Origin of the sequence: Erwinia persicina NBRC 102418, assembly GCF_001571305.1 — a bacterium.
GTDB lineage: Bacteria > Pseudomonadota > Gammaproteobacteria > Enterobacterales > Enterobacteriaceae > Erwinia > Erwinia persicina.
The window spans coordinates 33040-49814 of record NZ_BCTN01000021.1 but is presented as its reverse complement, the minus strand read 5'-3'; the positions used below and the strand labels follow the sequence as shown (position 1 = coordinate 49814).

General features: G+C 55.3%; 17 protein-coding genes. 15 read left to right on the top strand and 2 right to left on the bottom strand.

Features of this window, described 5'->3' with window-relative positions; genetic code table 11:
* The first annotated feature begins 312 nt into the window (after positions 1-312).
* The 7 genes from yjbE to ubiA all read left to right on the top strand — a co-directional run bounded on the left by yjbE (position 313) and on the right by ubiA (position 6216).
* Positions 313-579, top strand: coding sequence for an exopolysaccharide production protein YjbE (gene yjbE / locus EPE01S_RS19145; protein WP_062748354.1), 267 nt, complete (start codon positions 313-315; stop codon positions 577-579).
* A gap of 77 nt (positions 580-656) precedes the next feature.
* A complete protein-coding gene (locus EPE01S_RS19140; RefSeq protein ID WP_062748351.1) occupies positions 657-1304 on the top strand; it encodes a YjbF family lipoprotein in 648 nt (215 codons plus the stop codon).
* Positions 1301-2056: a capsule biosynthesis GfcC D2 domain-containing protein gene (locus EPE01S_RS19135; protein WP_062748349.1), complete on the top strand. Its 756-nt coding sequence runs from the start codon at positions 1301-1303 to the stop codon at positions 2054-2056. Before EPE01S_RS19140 ends, EPE01S_RS19135 begins: the two co-directional genes overlap by 4 nt.
* Positions 2056-4149 (top strand): YjbH domain-containing protein, encoded by a 2094-nt coding sequence (locus EPE01S_RS19130; protein WP_062748347.1) that lies wholly within the window; start codon positions 2056-2058, stop codon positions 4147-4149. The genes EPE01S_RS19135 and EPE01S_RS19130 overlap by 1 nt, the downstream gene beginning before the upstream one ends.
* A 146-nt stretch (positions 4150-4295) precedes the next feature.
* Positions 4296-4712, top strand: a complete 417-nt coding sequence (psiE, locus tag EPE01S_RS19125) for a phosphate-starvation-inducible protein PsiE (RefSeq protein WP_062748345.1) — start codon at positions 4296-4298, stop codon at positions 4710-4712.
* A 105-nt stretch (positions 4713-4817) separates the two neighbouring features.
* On the top strand, positions 4818-5351 hold the full coding sequence (gene ubiC / locus EPE01S_RS19120) for a chorismate lyase (protein ID WP_062748343.1): 534 nt from the start codon (positions 4818-4820) through the stop codon (positions 5349-5351).
* 1 nt (position 5352) lies between these two features.
* The gene (ubiA, locus tag EPE01S_RS19115; protein WP_062748341.1) at positions 5353-6216 is read left to right on the top strand and encodes a 4-hydroxybenzoate octaprenyltransferase; all 864 of its coding nucleotides are present in this window, start codon (positions 5353-5355) and stop codon (positions 6214-6216) included.
* 53 nt (positions 6217-6269) lie between these two features.
* Here the strand turns inward: ubiA and plsB are convergent, their stop codons facing one another.
* Positions 6270-8693 carry a glycerol-3-phosphate 1-O-acyltransferase PlsB gene (plsB, locus tag EPE01S_RS19110; RefSeq protein WP_062748385.1) on the bottom strand — a complete coding sequence of 808 codons (2424 nt, stop codon included), beginning with the start codon at positions 8691-8693 and terminating at the stop codon, positions 6270-6272.
* 127 nt (positions 8694-8820) lie between these two features.
* Here plsB and EPE01S_RS19105 point away from each other — a divergent pair, with 127 nt between their 5' ends.
* The 4 genes from EPE01S_RS19105 (at position 8821) to EPE01S_RS19090 (ending at position 11737) form a co-directional block, all read left to right on the top strand.
* Positions 8821-9189 (top strand): diacylglycerol kinase, encoded by a 369-nt coding sequence (locus tag EPE01S_RS19105; RefSeq protein ID WP_062748339.1) that lies wholly within the window; start codon positions 8821-8823, stop codon positions 9187-9189.
* Positions 9190-9295: 106 nt separating this feature from the next.
* Complete coding sequence (gene lexA, locus EPE01S_RS19100) at positions 9296-9904, top strand: transcriptional repressor LexA (RefSeq protein WP_062748337.1); 609 nt, start codon at positions 9296-9298, stop codon at positions 9902-9904.
* Between the two features lie 86 nt (positions 9905-9990).
* Complete coding sequence (gene dinF / locus EPE01S_RS19095; RefSeq protein WP_062748335.1) at positions 9991-11313, top strand: MATE family efflux transporter DinF; 1323 nt, start codon at positions 9991-9993, stop codon at positions 11311-11313.
* A gap of 214 nt (positions 11314-11527) precedes the next feature.
* Positions 11528-11737, top strand: a complete 210-nt coding sequence (locus tag EPE01S_RS19090) for a CsbD family protein (protein WP_062748333.1) — start codon at positions 11528-11530, stop codon at positions 11735-11737.
* A 108-nt stretch (positions 11738-11845) separates the two neighbouring features.
* Here the strand turns inward: EPE01S_RS19090 and zur are convergent, their stop codons facing one another.
* Positions 11846-12355, bottom strand: coding sequence for a zinc uptake transcriptional repressor Zur (gene zur, locus EPE01S_RS19085; protein WP_062748331.1), 510 nt, complete (start codon positions 12353-12355; stop codon positions 11846-11848).
* Between the two features lie 468 nt (positions 12356-12823).
* On the opposite strand from zur, the gene EPE01S_RS19080 reads away from it, so the two are divergent.
* The 4 genes from EPE01S_RS19080 to dusA all read left to right on the top strand — a co-directional run bounded on the left by EPE01S_RS19080 (position 12824) and on the right by dusA (position 16658).
* Positions 12824-14065: a conjugal transfer protein TraF gene (locus tag EPE01S_RS19080; protein WP_062748329.1), complete on the top strand. Its 1242-nt coding sequence runs from the start codon at positions 12824-12826 to the stop codon at positions 14063-14065.
* Between the two features lie 234 nt (positions 14066-14299).
* Positions 14300-14845 carry a hypothetical protein gene (locus EPE01S_RS19075; RefSeq protein ID WP_062748327.1) on the top strand — a complete coding sequence of 182 codons (546 nt, stop codon included), beginning with the start codon at positions 14300-14302 and terminating at the stop codon, positions 14843-14845.
* Between the two features lie 256 nt (positions 14846-15101).
* The gene (locus tag EPE01S_RS23670) at positions 15102-15263 is read left to right on the top strand and encodes a hypothetical protein (protein WP_167550591.1); all 162 of its coding nucleotides are present in this window, start codon (positions 15102-15104) and stop codon (positions 15261-15263) included.
* Between the two features lie 399 nt (positions 15264-15662).
* Positions 15663-16658, top strand: a complete 996-nt coding sequence (gene dusA / locus EPE01S_RS19070) for a tRNA dihydrouridine(20/20a) synthase DusA (RefSeq protein WP_062748383.1) — start codon at positions 15663-15665, stop codon at positions 16656-16658.
* Positions 16659-16775 lie beyond the last annotated feature (117 nt).

Genomic DNA, 16775 nt, shown 5'->3' with positions numbered 1-16775 from the left:
TAACTGATTTTTAATGTTTTATTCACAGTATTTTGCAAATTAATCACGCAAAGTCACGCTACTCTTCACTACCCGCCATTTTAAGCCGCACTTCCCCCGAATCCAGTAAACATTGGTATTAACCTCTGTTAATCGGTTTTTCTTGGTCATATATATTAACAATTAACCGGTTTACAGGGTTTTATCAATACTCACCGCCATGCCATGACCTTCTGCCCGCTGCGCTGCTTTCTGGAAATTAATTCCCCATACTGGAGTCGCCAGGCACCATCCAGGTCCTGGTATCCATTCATTTAATGAAGGGAAAGTGTGATGAAAAAAGTCATATGGGCTACTGCAGCCATAGTGTACTTAGCGAGTGCAACCGGCGCGTTTGCCGCTGAAGCTGCTGGCGCTCCACCGGTAGAAACCGGTGCTGCTGCTGGTGCTGATGCGGGTTCAATGTCAGCTGGTGCGACAACTGCTGTAGGTATTGGTGCCGTTGGCGCGCTGGCTGGCATTGCGCTGGCCGCAAGCAGCGGCGGAAATGGTTCCAACACCGGAACCACGACCACCACCACCACAGGCACGACCCGCTAAGTACAAAAATTAATCATAACCACACATTTGTGTGGTTATTTTCCGCCTTGTTCTCCTTTGCTCAGGGACACTCACAGTTGCGAAACCTACCACTTCTGCTGCTCTGCCTGCTGCTTCAGGCCTGTACACAAACGCAAAAAGGATTGGGTGAAACCGTCAAGCTGGCCTTTCTCGGCGCTGACGACATCCAGATGACTAACGAACAAATCGACGCGATGCCTTATGCCAGCATGTACCTGCGGGTCAACGGCGGCCAGCAGATCTTTGTGGTGCTGGGCTTCAATGAAGACGGACAGCAGAAATGGATCACGCGCGATAAAGCGATGCTGGTCACCCGGCACGGTCGCCTGGTCAAAACCCTTGGCCTGGCGGATAACCTCAATGACGTCAGTCAGTTGGAAAACGACCCGCTGCGTGATGCGCTGCGCCTGACCGAGGGGGCCAGCTGGACCCGAACGCTCAGCTGGACGCAGGACGGTAAACCTCAGGCGGACACGGCGGTTTCCCACTTCACGCGGGGGAAAGACGAGGTGCTGCAAATTGGCGGGCAGGCTGTTGCCTGTCGCGTCTGGCAGGAAGAGGTGACGACGGCGGAAAATGGCCGTTCGTGGCGCAATACGTTTTGGGTAGATATGTCCAGCGGGCAGGTGCGTCAGGCACGGCAGACGCTGGGAGCCGACTACCTTCCTGTTGAATTCACCATTCTGAAGCCTGCGAAATCATGAAAAAATTAACCCTTATTCTCGCAGGGATGGTGGCATCGCTGTCGCTGCACGCTCAGGCCGATGGCCGGGTGAATATCTTTTATCCCGGGCAGACGCAGCCGGTTGTGGTTGCCCACGCGGCGAATCTGTCACAGCTGGTCACCAGCCCGGCACTGATGGAAAAAACGTGGTGGCCGGGAACGGTGATCGCTGAACGACAGGCGACCGCTGTCGCAGTACAGCAGCAGCAACAGCTGCTGGCGCGGCTTCAGGCCTGGCGCGATGAACTGAAAAGCGACAATGATGCGCAACAGGCCGCCGTGGTTGAAAACGTGCGCCAGCAGATCGCCGGCGTGAAGGTGACAGGGCGGCAGAAGGTCAATCTGGATCCGGACTGGGTGCGGTTACGTCCACAGGCCAACCGCACGCTGCAGGGGGAGTACAGCGTGTATACCCTGGCAAAACCGACCTCCATTACCCTGGCGGGGGCGGTGGAAAAAGCAGGTAAAACCCCGTGGGCAGCGGGACGTTCCGCCGTTGAGTATCTGGATGCACACCCGCGCATGAGCGGCGGTGAACGCAACATCGCACAGGTGATCTCCCCCGGGGGGGAGGTCACCGACGTGCCGGTGGCGTACTGGAACCGTCGTCACTACGAGCCGCAACCGGGCAGCATCCTCTTCGTTGGCTTCTCCTCGTGGACGCTACCGGCCACCTATGCCGATCTCAACCAGCAGATCATTTCTGTACTGACGCACCGGATCCCTGACTGATGAAAAAACGTTATCTTCTCAGCCTGCTGTCACTCTCCGTTGCCTGTGCCTGCCAGGCTCAGGCTGCCACCTATCCGGACCCGATTGGCCCGTCTCAGTCTGACTTCGGCGGCGTGGGCCTGATGCAGGTGCCGACGGCGCGTATGGCCAAAGAGGGCGAGTTCAGCCTTAACTACCGCTATAACGATCAGTACCACTTTTACTCCTCCTCGGTGCAGCTGTTCCCGTGGCTGGAAGCCACCATCCGCTACACCGACGTCAAAACCCGGGAATACAGCGCCGTATCCAGCTTCTCTGGCGATCAGACTTACAAAGATAAAGCGTTCGACCTTAAGCTGCGCCTGTGGGAAGAGGGGTTCTGGCTACCGGAAGTCTCTGTAGGAACGCGTGACCTTGGCGGTACCGGCCTGTTTGACAGCGAATATCTGGTGGCCACCAAGGCCTGGGGGCCGTTTGACTTCACCCTCGGCATGGGCTGGGGCTACATCGGTAACAGCGGGACCGTCAAGAACCCGTTCTGTTCTGCCAGCGAAAAATACTGCTACCGTGCAGAGGGCAGCGGCACCGCCGGGTCGGTGAGCGGTGGCGATATGTTTAAAGGGCCAACAGCCATTTTCGGCGGCATTGAGTATCAGACCCCGTGGCAACCGCTGCGCCTGAAGATGGAGTATGAAGGCAACGATTATAAAGATGACTTTGCCGGGCGCCTGGAACAGAAGAGCAAACTTAACGTCGGGGCAATCTACCGGCTTACCGACTGGGCGGATGTCAATGTCAGCTATGAGCGTGGCAACACCTTTATGGCCGGTTTCACCCTGCGCACTAACTTTAACGATCTGCACCAGAATCAGCGGGATATGCCGAAGCCGGAATACAATCCGCAGCCGCAGGACCGCTTCCTTGAGCCCACGCTGACTGCCAACCAACTGACCGACCTGAAGTACAACGCCGGTCTGAATGCGCCGAATATTCAGGTGGACGGCAGCACGATGACCGTCACCGGGGAGCAGTATAAATACCGTGATACGCAGCGCGGCGTCGACCGCGCCAACGTCATCCTTGCCAACCATCTGCCGGAAGGCGTGGATACGTTGCGTGTGACACAAACGCGCAGCCATATGCCACAGGTGACCACGGAAACCAATGTGGGCAGCCTGCAACGCCAGCTGGCGGGATATCCGCTGGGACGGGAAGAGACGCTTCAGCAGCAGCGAGTGGATCCGCGCGATCCGGGGCATACTGAGCAGGGCTTCCGTATCGACGGCGACCGTCTGAGCTATAGCCTGTCACCGGTGCTCAACCAGTCAGTCGGTGGGCCGGAGAGCTTCTACCTTTACCAGGTGGGCGTAATGGCGAACGCCAGCTTCTGGCTGACGGACCACTTGCTGCTGGACGGCAGCCTGTTTGGCAACCTGGCCAACAACTACGACAAGTTTAATTACAACGGTGCGCCGGCGGACTCCTCCCTGCCACGGGTGCGTACCCATATTCGCGACTACGTTGAAAATAACGTCTATGTGAATAACCTGCAGGCCAACTACATGCATGAGCTCGGCAACGGGTTCTACGGACAGGTGTACGGTGGCTATCTGGAAACCATGTATGGCGGGGCCGGCGGCGAAGTGCTTTATCGTCCGCTGGATGCCAGCTGGGCCGTGGGGGTGGACGCCAACTACGTCAAACAGCGTGACTGGGACAACATGATGAAATTCACCGACTACAGCGCGAAGGTGGGCAACATTACCGGTTACTGGCAGCCGTGGTTTATGCGCAACGTACTGGTGAAAGCCAGCGTCGGGCAGTACCTGGCGGAAGATAAAGGCGTGACGGTGGATATTTCGAAGCGCTTCGACAGCGGTATTACCGTCGGGGCTTACGCCACCAAAACCAACGTCTCTGCGGAAGAGTACGGCGAGGGTGACTTCACCAAGGGCTTCTATATCTCCGTGCCGATGGATGTCTTCAGCGTGTCACCAACCCGCGGTCGTGCGCAGGTGAACTGGACTCCGCTGACGCGTGATGGTGGTCAGATGCTGGGTCGTAAGTACCAGCTGTACGATATGACCACCGACCGCGACGCAAATTACCGTTAAATCCCGGCGTTACGGCGGGGCGGCCTTTTTTCCCGGTCGCCCCGTCATGCGGTAAGCCTCATCGAAATGTTGTGATCTGCATCACACTCAAGCATATTGTTATCCGTCGGCATTCCCGACGGATAACAGTGACTTTGAGGTGTATCATGACGTCCCAGGAACGTAACACGCCCGCCACCCGGCTGGCCTTTGCCCTGCAAATGGTTTTAAACACCGGCCTGATTGTGCTGGCCTGCATTCTGATCATCTTTCTTGGCAAAGAGACCATCCATCTGGGTAACGTGCTGCTGAATACCGGCGAGCAGACGTCGTCTTATCTGCTTATCGAAGGTATCGTGATTTACTTCCTCTACTTTGAGTTTATCGCGCTGATCATTAAGTATTTCCAGTCTGGTTACCATTTCCCGCTGCGCTACTTTGTCTATATCGGCATTACGGCCATCATTCGCCTGATCATTGTCGACCATAAAAACCCCTTTGATACCCTGGCCTATGCTATCGCCATCCTGATTCTGGTGATCACCCTGTGGCTGGCAAACAGCAACCGCCTGAAGCGCGAATAAGTCTGTAAACGCGCCATAAATTCACGGCTATTTGCCCGGCTTTGATAGGTTTGCCGCCAGGGTCTGCGTTACACTGACGCATCGAAGATTTTGCGGAGAAGTGTTATGGCTGAGAACGCGCTGTCGCAATTGCGCGCGATCAACTGGCTGCCGGATTCATCCCCTCTGTTAACGGCCCCCCTGCTTGACTGGCTGATGGAAGTCGATTCCATGACGCGTCGCTTTGAGCGTCACTGCCAGGCGGTGACGGTGAACCTGCTGCGTGAGGGATTTATCAGTGCGCAGGAAGCGGCAGACGATAAAGATATCGTGCTGCTGCCTGCCGAGCCGCGTTACTGGCTGCGGGAAATTGAACTCTGTGGCGACGGCGTTCCCTGGCTGGTCGCCCGCACGCTGGTGCCGGAATCCACCCTCAACGGCCCCGAACAGAAGCTGCAACAGCTGGGCACGGTACCGCTGGGCCGCTATCTTTTTGCCTCTTCAACGCTGACGCGTGACTTTATTGATGTTGGCCACAGCGATACGCTGTGGGGCCGGCGTTCGCGCCTGCGTCTGTCAGGCAAGCCACTGTTACTGACCGAACTGTTTTTACCTGCCTCCCCGCTCTATGCCAGCGTGGCGGCAGAAGGGGGAGCATAGCGTGGAGAAGAGCGTGCCAATGAGTAAAATGGCGGCCTACAGCCGTCTGATGCGTATTGATAAACCGATAGGATCACTACTGCTGCTGTGGCCCACGCTGTGGGCGCTGTGGCTGGCAGGAAGGCAGGCACCGCCGCTTAACGTGCTGCTGGTGTTTGTGCTGGGCGTATTTTTTATGCGTGCAGCCGGCTGCGTGGTGAATGATTTTGCTGACCGAAAAATTGATGGCTTTGTAAAGCGTACCCGTGAGCGCCCGCTACCCAGTGGCGCGGTGACCCCGCGTGAAGCCAAACTGCTGTTTGCCGGCCTGGTGCTGATCTCCTTTGCGCTGGTGCTGACCATGAACAGCATGACCATCTGGCTGTCGCTGGGCGGCCTGGGCCTGGCCTGGCTCTATCCGTTTATGAAACGCTACACCCATCTGCCGCAGGTGGTACTGGGTGCGGCCTTTGGCTGGGCGATCCCGATGGGTTGGGCGGCGGTCAGCGAGAGCGTGCCGCTGACCTGCTGGCTGCTGTTCCTGGCCAATATCTGCTGGACGGTGGCCTACGACACCCAGTATGCGATGGTTGACCGTGATGACGACCTGAAGATTGGGGTGAAATCCACCGCCATTCTCTTTGGTCGTTACGATAAGCTGATTATTGGCCTGCTTCAGCTGGCCACGCTGTGCCTGATGGCGCTGGTGGGCTGGCAGCTGCATCTCAACGGTATCTTTTACTGGTCGGTGCTGGTGGCGGGGGTGTTCTTTGTGCATCAGCAGAAGCTGATTGCCAGGCGGCGCCGTGAGCTGTGCTTTAAGGCGTTTCTGAACAATAACTGGGTAGGATTGGTACTGTTTATGGGCGTGGTACTGGGTATCTGAGAGTAAACTGAAGGGCCGATCCACTATGGAATCGGCCCGCTATCCTTACCGTATCAGTCGAGCTCTACCGCACTCTCAATGGTCATTCTGACGTCCTGAGTGATCAGGTCGGCCAGCAGCTGGTAAACCTGCTGTGTCTGTTCAACCTGGGCATCACCGGAATCACTGATATAGCCTTCATCCCGCAGCGTTAACACCAGCGACGTAAATACTGCCTTGTCGAAGAACTCCGGCGCATTAATGCCGTGGAGTACGGACAGACGCTGTGCCATGGTCCGGCTCTCTTTTTCCAGCGTTCCGCGGTTAATGGCCGGTTTTGCGCTGAGAATCGAGAAGGTGATTGAATAGCGCTGCAGGGTTTCACGTACGCCCGCTGCCAGCAGCTGCAGGGTACGGAAACGACCGGCACTGAGACGCAGGCTGCTCTCTTCAGCCACCAGCAGTCCCTGACGGGCCATTTCTGCCACCAGTGAGTCCAGCACCTGCGCCAGCTCATCGCTGTTCCAGCGCAGGAACAGTTCGCTCTTCAGCATCGGATAAATCACCGTGACCTGACGCAGCAGTTCGGCGCGGCTGATTTCGCGATGCTGCATCAGGATGGCAGCAATCAGCGAAGGCATCACCAGCATATGGTGAATGTTGTTGCGGTAATAGGTCATCAGTACCGCCTGCTCGCGCGGCAGCACCACGATCTCACCGATGCTGTCCTGCTCCAGCTCGAACTTGTTCATACTCAGCGCATGTTCCAGCATCGCTTCCGGGGTCATATCCGGCACGGTTGAGTCAGGCGAGTAGGGGACGTTGCGCAGCAGCTGTACGTAACAGTCAAGCTGTTCGGTCAGCTGTTCACGGGTCATGGAGCGCTGACGCGAGGCCAGCAGGGCGGTCACGCAGAGGTTCATGGCGTTGGCCGCCCCGGCATTGTTGATCCGCACCATCACTTTCTGCGCGATGTCGTTGACGGCCGGGGTCAACCATGCCGGGCGCTGCGCCTCAATTGGATCGATGGCGTCACGCCACTCCGGCACCTGATTATTCAGGTAGGCAATCAGCGGCAGCGGTTCACCAAAATTGACATAGCCCTGGCCCAGGTTGCGCAGCTTACGCAGCCCGCGCACCATCGACATAAAGCCTTCTTTCTCTTTGGTCGCGCCGCGCAGCTCTTTCGCGTAGGTGCCCACTTCCATCACATGCTCGTAGCCGATATAAATCGGCACCAGGGTGATAGGGCGATTGCCACCGCGCAGCATCGCCTGGATGGTCATCGACAGCGTGCCGGTTTTCGGGTCCAGCAGGCGGCCCGTACGTGAACGGCCCCCTTCCACAAAGTACTCAACGGAATAGCCACGGGTGAACAGTTCACCCAGGTATTCGCGGAACACCGTGGAGTAAAGCTTGTTGCCCTTAAAGGTTCGCCGGATAAAGAAGGCGCCCAGGCGGCGGAAGATCGGGCCGGCAGGCCAGAAGTTCAGATTGATGCCGGCTGCGATATGCGGCGGCACCAGTCCCTGGTGATAAAGCACGTAGGAGAGAAGCAGGTAATCCATGTGGCTGCGGTGACAGGGAACATAGACAATTTCATGCCCGTCCTGCGCCAGCTGGCGCACGCGTTCACCGCCGTTAACATTAATTCCCTGGTATAATTTGCTCCAGGTCCAGCCCATAATGCGGTCGGTCAGGCGAATCGCTTCGTAAGAGAAGTCAGCGGCGATCTCTTCCATCAGCTCAACGGCATTCTGCTGGGCTTTTTCATGGGAGATCTTTTTGCTGCGTGCCTCATCCTCTACCGCTTTGGCGATAGCCTTGGACTGCAGCAGCTTGTTGAACAGATCCTGACGCACCGGCAGGCGTGGGCCGACGGCGGCCAGACGCTGGCGGGCGAAGTGCATCCTGGCGACGCGTGCCAGCTTCTGGGCGATGATTTTATCGGTGCCGTGTTCAGTCGCCATATGGCGCAGAGATACCATCGGCGAGAAGCGCACGAAGCTGTCGCGGCCCAGCCAGAGCACCGCAAAGAATTTCTGAATGCCGTTCAGCATTCGCAGGTGCGGCTGATCGTCACCCTGAACTTCGCGGCCAGGGGCACGGCCAAACATCACCGATACCGGCACCATCTGCACATCCAGTTCGGGATGATTACGGTGCAGGTCGAGATATTCGTGGAACAGCTTGACCGACTGCAGATTCGGCACAAAATACGGGAAAACGCGTGGGCCATCATGGATAAACACATGGCGGGGCAGAACTGTGCCGTCAATCTCCAGCGGTTCCAGGGGATCGGGAAGGTCCTGTTTGCGACACTGCTCACGCAGGGCAAGGAGATCCGCCTTTGAATCATAAGGCAGCACATACATAATAGGGCGCGACGTATCAAGCCCAAGTTCGGCAACCGGTTCAGCCGGGATTGCCTTACTTTTTACCAGTAATTTAACTGGCAGATTCAATAAGTTATAATATAAATTACGCCAACCTGACATAGATAACATGAAGCCTCTTGTTAGCAAAGCGCCGCAAGCATACCAGAAAGCGCCAACAGAATCTGTGGTGTTGAAAAACCTGTAGTTCCACTCATTGACGTTAAACTTCTCAAAGGGTTCCCTGATTATGGCAAATAATGTCACTGGACTGACACGAATCATAAAAGCGGCTGGCTACTCGTGGAAAGGCATCCGCGCGGCATGGCAGCATGAAGCGGCCTTTCGCCAGGAAGCCGTGGCGGCCATTATCGCTATTGCCATCGCCGTCTGGCTGGACGTCGATGCGGTTACCCGGGTGTTGCTGATAGGGTCGGTGGTGATGGTGATTATTGTGGAAATCCTCAACAGCGCCATCGAAGCCGTCGTTGACCGTATCGGCAGTGAAATTCATCCGCTGGCCGGGCGGGCGAAAGATATGGGGTCAGCGGCGGTGCTGTTGGCTATCTTGCTGGCAATGTTTGTCTGGATCATGCTGTTAGTGCCGCATTTGCGATGAGTTTTCCAAAAATCGCCACAAACGGTATTTCGCCCAACTTTAGGTTTTCAATGTCTAAATACCTGTATATACTCACAGTCGACTGTATAAACAACCAGGGGGCGGGATGAAAGCACTAACGGCAAGGCAGCAGCAGGTCTATGACCTGATTCGCGACCACATTAATCAAACCGGCATGCCACCAACGCGCGCGGAGATTGCTGCGCAGCTCGGTTTCCGTTCCCCGAATGCGGCTGAAGAACACCTGAAGGCGTTAGCGCGTAAGGGCGTAATTGAGATCGTATCCGGCGCTTCGCGCGGTATTCGCCTGATGATGGAAGAAGAAGACGGTCTTCCACTGATTGGTCGCGTCGCAGCAGGTGAACCTTTGCTGGCAGAACAGCATATTGAAGGCCACTATAAGGTTGACCCTGACCTGTTTAAACCCGGCGCAGACTTCCTGCTGCGTGTTAGCGGAATGTCGATGAAAGACATCGGTATTATGGACGGCGACCTGTTAGCCGTGCATAAAACGGAAGATGTGCGTAATGGCCAGGTCGTGGTGGCGCGCATTGACGACGAAGTGACGGTAAAACGCCTGAAAAGGCAGGGGAATACGGTGCAGCTGCTGCCCGAAAATCCGGATTTCAAACCGATCATCGTTGACCTGCGTCAGCAGACACTGACGATTGAAGGCCTGGCTGTCGGTGTGATCCGCAACGGCAACTGGCTGTAACCGGTACTTCACTCCCCGCTAAATGCTGTGTGCTGCTTAAGCGGCGCGCAGCATCGTCAGTGAGGGTTTTCCGCTGATGGACTCTGATGACACTGCTGACCCCCGCAGATAAAAGCCTCTGGCGGCTCGCGCTGCCGATGATCCTCTCTAATATCACCGTGCCTCTGCTAGGCCTGGTCGATACGGCCGTGATTGGCCATCTGGACAGCCCCACTTATCTGGGCGGTGTCGCGATTGGCACGACCATTACCAGTTTCCTGTTTATGCTGTTGCTGTTTTTACGCATGAGCACCACCGGGCTGACGGCACAGGCCTTTGGCGCTAACGATAAACAGGCCCTGGCGCGTGCGCTGATGCAGCCGCTGCTGCTGGCCGTTTCTGCCGGGCTGCTGTTTATTGTCCTGAAGCAGCCGATCACGCATCTGGCGCTGGGGATAACGGGCGGCAGTGACGACGTCCTGCATCAGGCCGCACTGTTTATGCAGATACGCTGGCTCAGTGCGCCGGCGACGCTGGCAAATCTGGTGCTGCTGGGCTGGCTGCTTGGTGTGCAGTATGCCCGGGCACCGGTCATCCTGCTGGTCGTCGGCAATCTGGTGAATATCGTGCTCGACCTCTGGTTTGTCATCGGGCTGAAGTGGGGCGTGCAGGGGGCCGCAGCGGCAACGGTAATCGCGGAATACACCAGTCTGATCGTCGGCCTGCTGCTGGTATGGCGGGTTATGGTGATGCGGGGCCTGTCACTGCGTCTGATGTTAAGGGCCTGGCGGGGAGATGTGTCGCGACTGCTGCGTCTGAACCGCGACATCATGCTGCGTTCGCTCCTGTTGCAGATCTGCTTCGCCTCGCTGACCCTCGTTGGCGCGCGCCTGGGTAATGACATCGTGGCGGTCAATGCCGTACTGCTGATGTTTCTTACCTTCACCGCCTACGCGCTGGACGGCTTTGCCTATGCGGTGGAGGCCTGTTCTGGTGAAGCGTATGGTGCACGCAACAGCCAGCAGTTACTGAGCGTGTGGCACGCTGCCTGCCGTCAGTCTCTGGTCGTTGCGCTGGGGTTCTCCCTGCTTTATGCCCTGGCGGGTGAGCACATTGTTGCGCTACTGACCTCCCTTGAACCGCTGCGCCAGCTTGCCGACCAGTATTTATGGTGGCAGGTGTTGATGCCACTGGCGGGAGTAGGCTGCTATCTGCTGGATGGAATGTTTATTGGCGCGACCCGCGCCAGCGAGATGCGTAACAGTATGGCCGTCGCCGCGCTGGGTTTCGGACTGACGCTGTGCAGCGTCCCCTGGCTGGGCAATCACGGCCTGTGGCTGGCGATTACGTTATTTCTGCTGCTGCGCGGCGTGACGCTGTGGGCGATCTGGCGGCGGCACTGGCGTCACGGCACATGGTTTATTCCCTGAAACATTTACTTACGTAAGCACCGCTTCGCTAGCTCGCTGATTTGGCTGTTTTTTTAGGGTGTTAAACACCAATAGCCAGGGCGTTAACGGCTCAGGTGCGATTTCTCTACTACAATTATCTCTGTGTCAGGCAATTAACCAGATAATTATCTGGCTAATTGGCCCAACTCCAGGCTGTTAAAGCTGTTTTAACCCAAGGTAGAGGAATCACATTATGAATAAAGACGAAGCCGGCGGTAACTGGAAACAGTTGAAAGGTAAAGTGAAAGAACAATGGGGTAAGCTGACTGACGATGACCTGACCGTGGTTGAAGGTAAACGCGATCAGTTAGTGGGTAAAATTCAGGAGCGTTACGGCTATCAAAAAGATCAGGCCGAAAAAGAACTGAAAGACTGGGAAACACGTAACGACCATCGCTGGTAACACAGCGGGACGTTAAGCTCCAGGCTCCTACCCGGCACAAGGATTGTGCCAACCCTTTTACCAAAGCTCTCCCCCCGTTATTCCCGTACTCTCCTTCACATTGCTACGCTAGCGTCCGCGCTTTTTTCCCTGCACGGTATGATCGTGCTGGCACGCATCCGGATGGGTGCAGGCTTCGATTTCCCCACATTGCTGACAGAAACCATGTGCTTCTATTACGCTGTGAGCCAGGGTAAAACCGGTTTTCAGGGCCAGCAATTTCAAGATATCTTCCACCCCATCGGCGTGCTGTTCAGCCACTGAACCACAGCGATCGCAGATCAGCATCGCAGAAGTGTGCGAGGGTTCTTCAAAATGATGGCAGACAACATAGCTGTTGGTCGACTCCACGCGGTGAATAAAGCCCTGTTCCAGCAGAAAATCCAGCGCGCGGTAAATGGTGGGGGGCTTCGCCTGAGGCTCAGAGTGGCGCAGCAGATCGAGCAAATCATAGGCACTGATGGCCCCGTTCTGCTCACTCATCAGCCGTAAAACTTCAAGACGCTGTGGCGTCAGGCGCACACTGCGTTCCTGACAAATGGCTTCCGCCTGCGACAGGATTTTTTCAGCGCTGGTCATATTGATTGTTCCCCCTCAGGCCATAACAGGATGTTATTTTATCACATCTGTAACAAAACACCGAGTCGTGCCTTCCGGCAGCCGCCAGGGCGAAGGGTGGAAAGGGCACACTCCAGAAAAGAGTGGTATTGCTGATAAGCGCATAAGGTAAAGAAAATTTAACCATTGGCGTCCAGGTGCCAGGGCCAGTCAGTAATGATTCAGTAGGGCTAATCTTATTTGCGCTGCTTAAGCTTCATGACTACCTTTTGCATAGGGCTCGTTGCGTTTGGCATTGGAATAACAGATGCAGAACGTTCAACTGTTAGCATGATAACAGATTAAGAAAATGGCAATGACCTGATAAGCCCACTCATCTTCTCTTAATTCACAGCAATGAAATGTCGCCTTTATGTTCATTATTCAGGCATTCAGTTATGCGTTTTACACGCACTTTCTTTTTCATTATCTATGGTGGGTTTCGGGTCAATGGCACATAAATTTAATGCACTCAGCGGTTTTTACCGTCCGGTCGTCTTGCCCGCTCTGCTGCTGGCGCCACTCAGTGGCCTGGCTGCCGGTAACTATTTTGATGCCCGCAATGATGCCATGGGGGGAACCGGCGTGGCCTCGTCCTCTTATGGTTCAGCCGTGCTGGCCAACCCGGCTCTGATGACCAAAGCGCAGCCGGAAGACTCGGTGAGTATTATTCTGCCTGCAGTCGGTGCGCAGATCAGCGATAAGGGCAAGCTGGTCGATAAAGTGGATGACCTGACGGATGCCGTGGATGGATATAAGGACCTGGCGAATAACTTTGTCTTCCCCAACGATATTCCACGCCTGCAGGGTGCAGCAGGCGATTTAGCTAACCGCCTGCGGGAGATCCAGGGCGAAAAAGCCTGGGCAAAAGCCGGGGCCGCGTTTGCGGTCACGGTGCCGAATGAGGTTCTGCCTTTTGCGTTTGTCACTAAAGCCTACGGTACGGCATCAGTGGTGGCGAACGTGACCCAAAGTGATATCGATTATTTACAGCAAGTGGCGGATGGTACCCGTATCCCGCTGCCGGGGGATCAGGACAGGCTGACCTCTGAAGGACTGGGGCGTGCTGCCGTGGTCTACGATATGGGGATTGCGGTGGCCCACGAGTTTGATATCGCCGGTCAGCCAGTGTCACTGGGCGTGACGCCAAAGCTGCAAAAAACCACTCTGTATAACTACAGCGCCTCGGTTTACAGCTATGACAAGTCCGACTTCACCAACGGCAACTACAAAAACACCAACACTGGTTTCAACATCGATGCCGGGGCCTCAACCGACCTGGGTGACAACTGGACGCTGGGCCTGAGCGCACAGAACCTGATCTCACGGGATATCGACACCAAAGAAGTCAGCGGTTACAAAGATACCTACCAGATCCGCCCGCTGGTGACCTCCGGTGTTTCCTTCCATACCGAGCGCCTGACCACCGCGCTGGATGTGGACCTGACCCCCACCAAACGCTTCAAAACGCAGGATGACAGCCAGTATGCTGCCGTGGGTGCAGAGTACCGCCTGCTGGACTGGCTGCAGCTGCGTGCCGGTTACCGTGCCGACGTGAAGTCCAACGACACCGATGTTTTCACCGGCGGTTTTGGCCTGTCACCGTTTAACAAGGTGCATCTGGATCTGGCGGGAATGGTCGGTAAAGACAACACCTGGGGTGCCGTTGCCCAACTGAACTTTACCTTCTGATCCGCGTTTGCTGCGGGCCGGCCTTTGCACACGCAGAGGCTGGCCTGTTTTCCCGTCAGTCGGTGTCCTATTGGCGTCCTCGCGCGCAGTTTCATCTGTACTTGCTAAGCTTTCCTCCCAGTCTGCCGATAAGGTTTATGAAGGCTTAAAATTTATGTTCGTCCGTATTTTTCCGCTGATAAGTCTGAAAGCAAATGTTAACATGTCTTAATTGATTACTTTTTGGTTGTCTCAATGCTTTCTTTAAACGAAGTAGCGCAACTGACTTACACTACGTTCCAGTACTACATGGATCAGCGTGGGATTAACCTTGCTGTAGGGCCGTTAACCGATGCAGATGCCAACCTGCTCAGCAGGGCTTACGGTGATTTGAATTGGGATTGGTACATCACTTCAGTCAGCAATCGAGATGATTGTTTCGGTCTTAGCCTCAAGTTGATGACCTCTCGCGAGCACAAGCTGATTGAGAGTTCTCCAGCTGGCGTGTCATTGTCTACTTACAGCATTAGCTCCAAGACTTTTGATATCCATGCTGTTGAAAGCTTCGTAAGGGACTCTGAAGATCACCCATTGCGCCGACGGATGGTTTTGTATACTCTATATGCCGCAGTGATTTTCATGAGCCAAGCTGGTGGTGAAGTGATCCGCATCATTGAGCCTGTAGAGGAAAAAATCGCTTATTACGAATCCTTTGGATTCGAGATGAGTGAAAGCTGTGCTTATGTTATGACATGCACCTTGGCGAAGCTACAAGATACCTTGGCTCGCATGGCTGACTGAGAATTGTCTTGAAAACCTTCACGATGCACTCCATATGTTATAGTGTATCTTTGAAATGTAGTTGTAGCCTGAAAAGAGCTTGGCAGCTACCGAGCGAATCTTCTGCCGTTACGATAGTAACGATAGGTTGAAACAGGCTACGGCACGTCTGATATGTATTAGACTTAGGGTGTGAACGTTAGCACGCATCGCTGTCGTACATTGAAGACGCTACCTCGTTTAATATCTGGAATATGAGATTCCATTGAGGTGTTTTATGAAAATGCATGAAGAACGTATGTTTGATACGATCCAAACCTACAAAAAAGCTGGTGAAGCTCTCGACTTCCTTATGAAAATTGGTCCTGCACTGGACGAAAGGGCGCAGGCTCCTAGCCAAGAAAAGCAGGGCCGTCGCCGTTGCCGTGAAGCCGCATAGATGTAAATCGTCTTCACGAACCAAGAAAAACCTCGCTTCGGCGGGGTTTTTTGCTTTTGTCCGTTACCATTACCCTTCTTAACTAAACATTCAACTTCAGCCCAAAAAAAAGGGCAGCCTCTTGGCTACCCTCGGGTTCATCGCATCTTTTGTAACTCGTCTTTTGCTTCCTTTCTTCTTTTACCAATAAACTCGGCTAAGTCTGAAACATGCACCATGCGCGGTGTGTTAATCAACGGGGAGCAGGTCAAAGTAGCGAGGAGCAATTCGCCACTGCGCTGGGTTGATACTACGGAACGACCGGAAAAAAAGGCCATCCGCTACAGGATCTCCCACCGCCGTGCTATCATTGCGCACAATATCGTCACCTCCTTTTCTGATACAGAGTTAGCGCTTTTCATGACCGAAACATACCCTGCACATCGTTTTTCCATCGCCCCGATGCTCGACTGGACCGATCGTCACTGTCGTTACTTCCACCGCCAGCTGACGCGGCAGACACTGCTGTACACGGAAATGGTCACCACCGGCGCGATCATACACGGCAAAGGTGACTACCTGGCCTGGAGCCCTGAGGAGCAGCCTGTCGCTCTGCAACTGGGGGGTAGCGACCCGGCGGCGCTGGCGCAGTGTGCGAAGCTGGCTGAAGAGCGGGGCTACAACGAGGTGAACCTCAACGTGGGCTGCCCGTCCGATCGCGTGCAGAATGGCCGTTTTGGTGCCTGCCTGATGGGTGAAGCGCAGCTGGTTGCCGACTGCATCAAGGCGATGCGCGACGTGGTATCGATCCCGGTCACGGTAAAAACCCGTATCGGCATTGACGATCAGGACAGCTATGAATTTCTGTGCGATTTCATCCAGCGCGTTGCGGAGCAGGGCGGCTGCGAGACGTTTATTATCCACGCCCGCAAAGCCTGGCTTTCCGGCCTCAGCCCGAAAGAGAATCGCGAGATCCCGCCGCTCGACTATGAGCGTGTTTATCAGCTCAAGCGTGACTTTCCGCAGCTGACGCTGTCGCTTAACGGCGGTGTCAAAACCCTGGAGGAAGCCCGTGTGCATTTACAGCATCTGGACGGGGTGATGATGGGGCGCGAAGCCTACCAGAATCCTGGCCTGCTAGGGCAGGTGGATCAGATGATTTTCGGCAGCAGTGCTCCGGTAGCGGACTCTGTCGCGGTGGTGCGGGCGATGTATCCGTACATAGAACGGGAGCTGGCGAACGGCACCTGGCTGGGCCATGTGACCCGCCATATGCTGGGCCTGTTCCAGGGGATTCCCGGGGCACGTCAGTGGCGTCGGTACCTGAGTGAAAACGCCCACAAACCTGGCGCGGGCGTTGCTGTCGTCGAAACGGCCTTACAGCTGGTCGCGGACAGGGTGCCAGCCAGCGTATAACATCGTCAAAATTTCACTAATTGATGATTAAATTCACCAGGATTCAATCCGTCCTGGTGAACTCCTTCCTTAACTTTCAATAAGTTAGATTTCCTGCCGTCCTGGCACGTTTCTTGT

Bases quoted from the DNA above. Each gene is read 5' to 3' on its own strand.
- EPE01S_RS19130 (WP_062748347.1), top strand. From the start codon at position 2,056: ATGAAAAAACGTTATCTTCTCAGCCTGCTGTCACTCTCCGTTGCCTGT.
- plsB (WP_062748385.1), bottom strand. From the start codon at position 8,693: ATGTCAGGTTGGCGTAATTTATATTATAACTTATTGAATCTGCCAGTT.
- EPE01S_RS19080 (WP_062748329.1), top strand. From the start codon at position 12,824: ATGGCACATAAATTTAATGCACTCAGCGGTTTTTACCGTCCGGTCGTC.
- EPE01S_RS19090 (WP_062748333.1), top strand. From the start codon at position 11,528: ATGAATAAAGACGAAGCCGGCGGTAACTGGAAACAGTTGAAAGGTAAA.
- lexA (WP_062748337.1), top strand. From the start codon at position 9,296: ATGAAAGCACTAACGGCAAGGCAGCAGCAGGTCTATGACCTGATTCGC.
- EPE01S_RS19135 (WP_062748349.1), top strand. From the start codon at position 1,301: ATGAAAAAATTAACCCTTATTCTCGCAGGGATGGTGGCATCGCTGTCG.
- EPE01S_RS23670 (WP_167550591.1), top strand. From the start codon at position 15,102: ATGAAAATGCATGAAGAACGTATGTTTGATACGATCCAAACCTACAAA.
- EPE01S_RS19105 (WP_062748339.1), top strand. From the start codon at position 8,821: ATGGCAAATAATGTCACTGGACTGACACGAATCATAAAAGCGGCTGGC.
- dinF (WP_062748335.1), top strand. From the start codon at position 9,991: ATGACACTGCTGACCCCCGCAGATAAAAGCCTCTGGCGGCTCGCGCTG.
- EPE01S_RS19075 (WP_062748327.1), top strand. From the start codon at position 14,300: ATGCTTTCTTTAAACGAAGTAGCGCAACTGACTTACACTACGTTCCAG.
- zur (WP_062748331.1), bottom strand. From the start codon at position 12,355: ATGACCAGCGCTGAAAAAATCCTGTCGCAGGCGGAAGCCATTTGTCAG.
- yjbE (WP_062748354.1), top strand. From the start codon at position 313: ATGAAAAAAGTCATATGGGCTACTGCAGCCATAGTGTACTTAGCGAGT.
- ubiC (WP_062748343.1), top strand. From the start codon at position 4,818: ATGGCTGAGAACGCGCTGTCGCAATTGCGCGCGATCAACTGGCTGCCG.
- psiE (WP_062748345.1), top strand. From the start codon at position 4,296: ATGACGTCCCAGGAACGTAACACGCCCGCCACCCGGCTGGCCTTTGCC.
- dusA (WP_062748383.1), top strand. From the start codon at position 15,663: ATGACCGAAACATACCCTGCACATCGTTTTTCCATCGCCCCGATGCTC.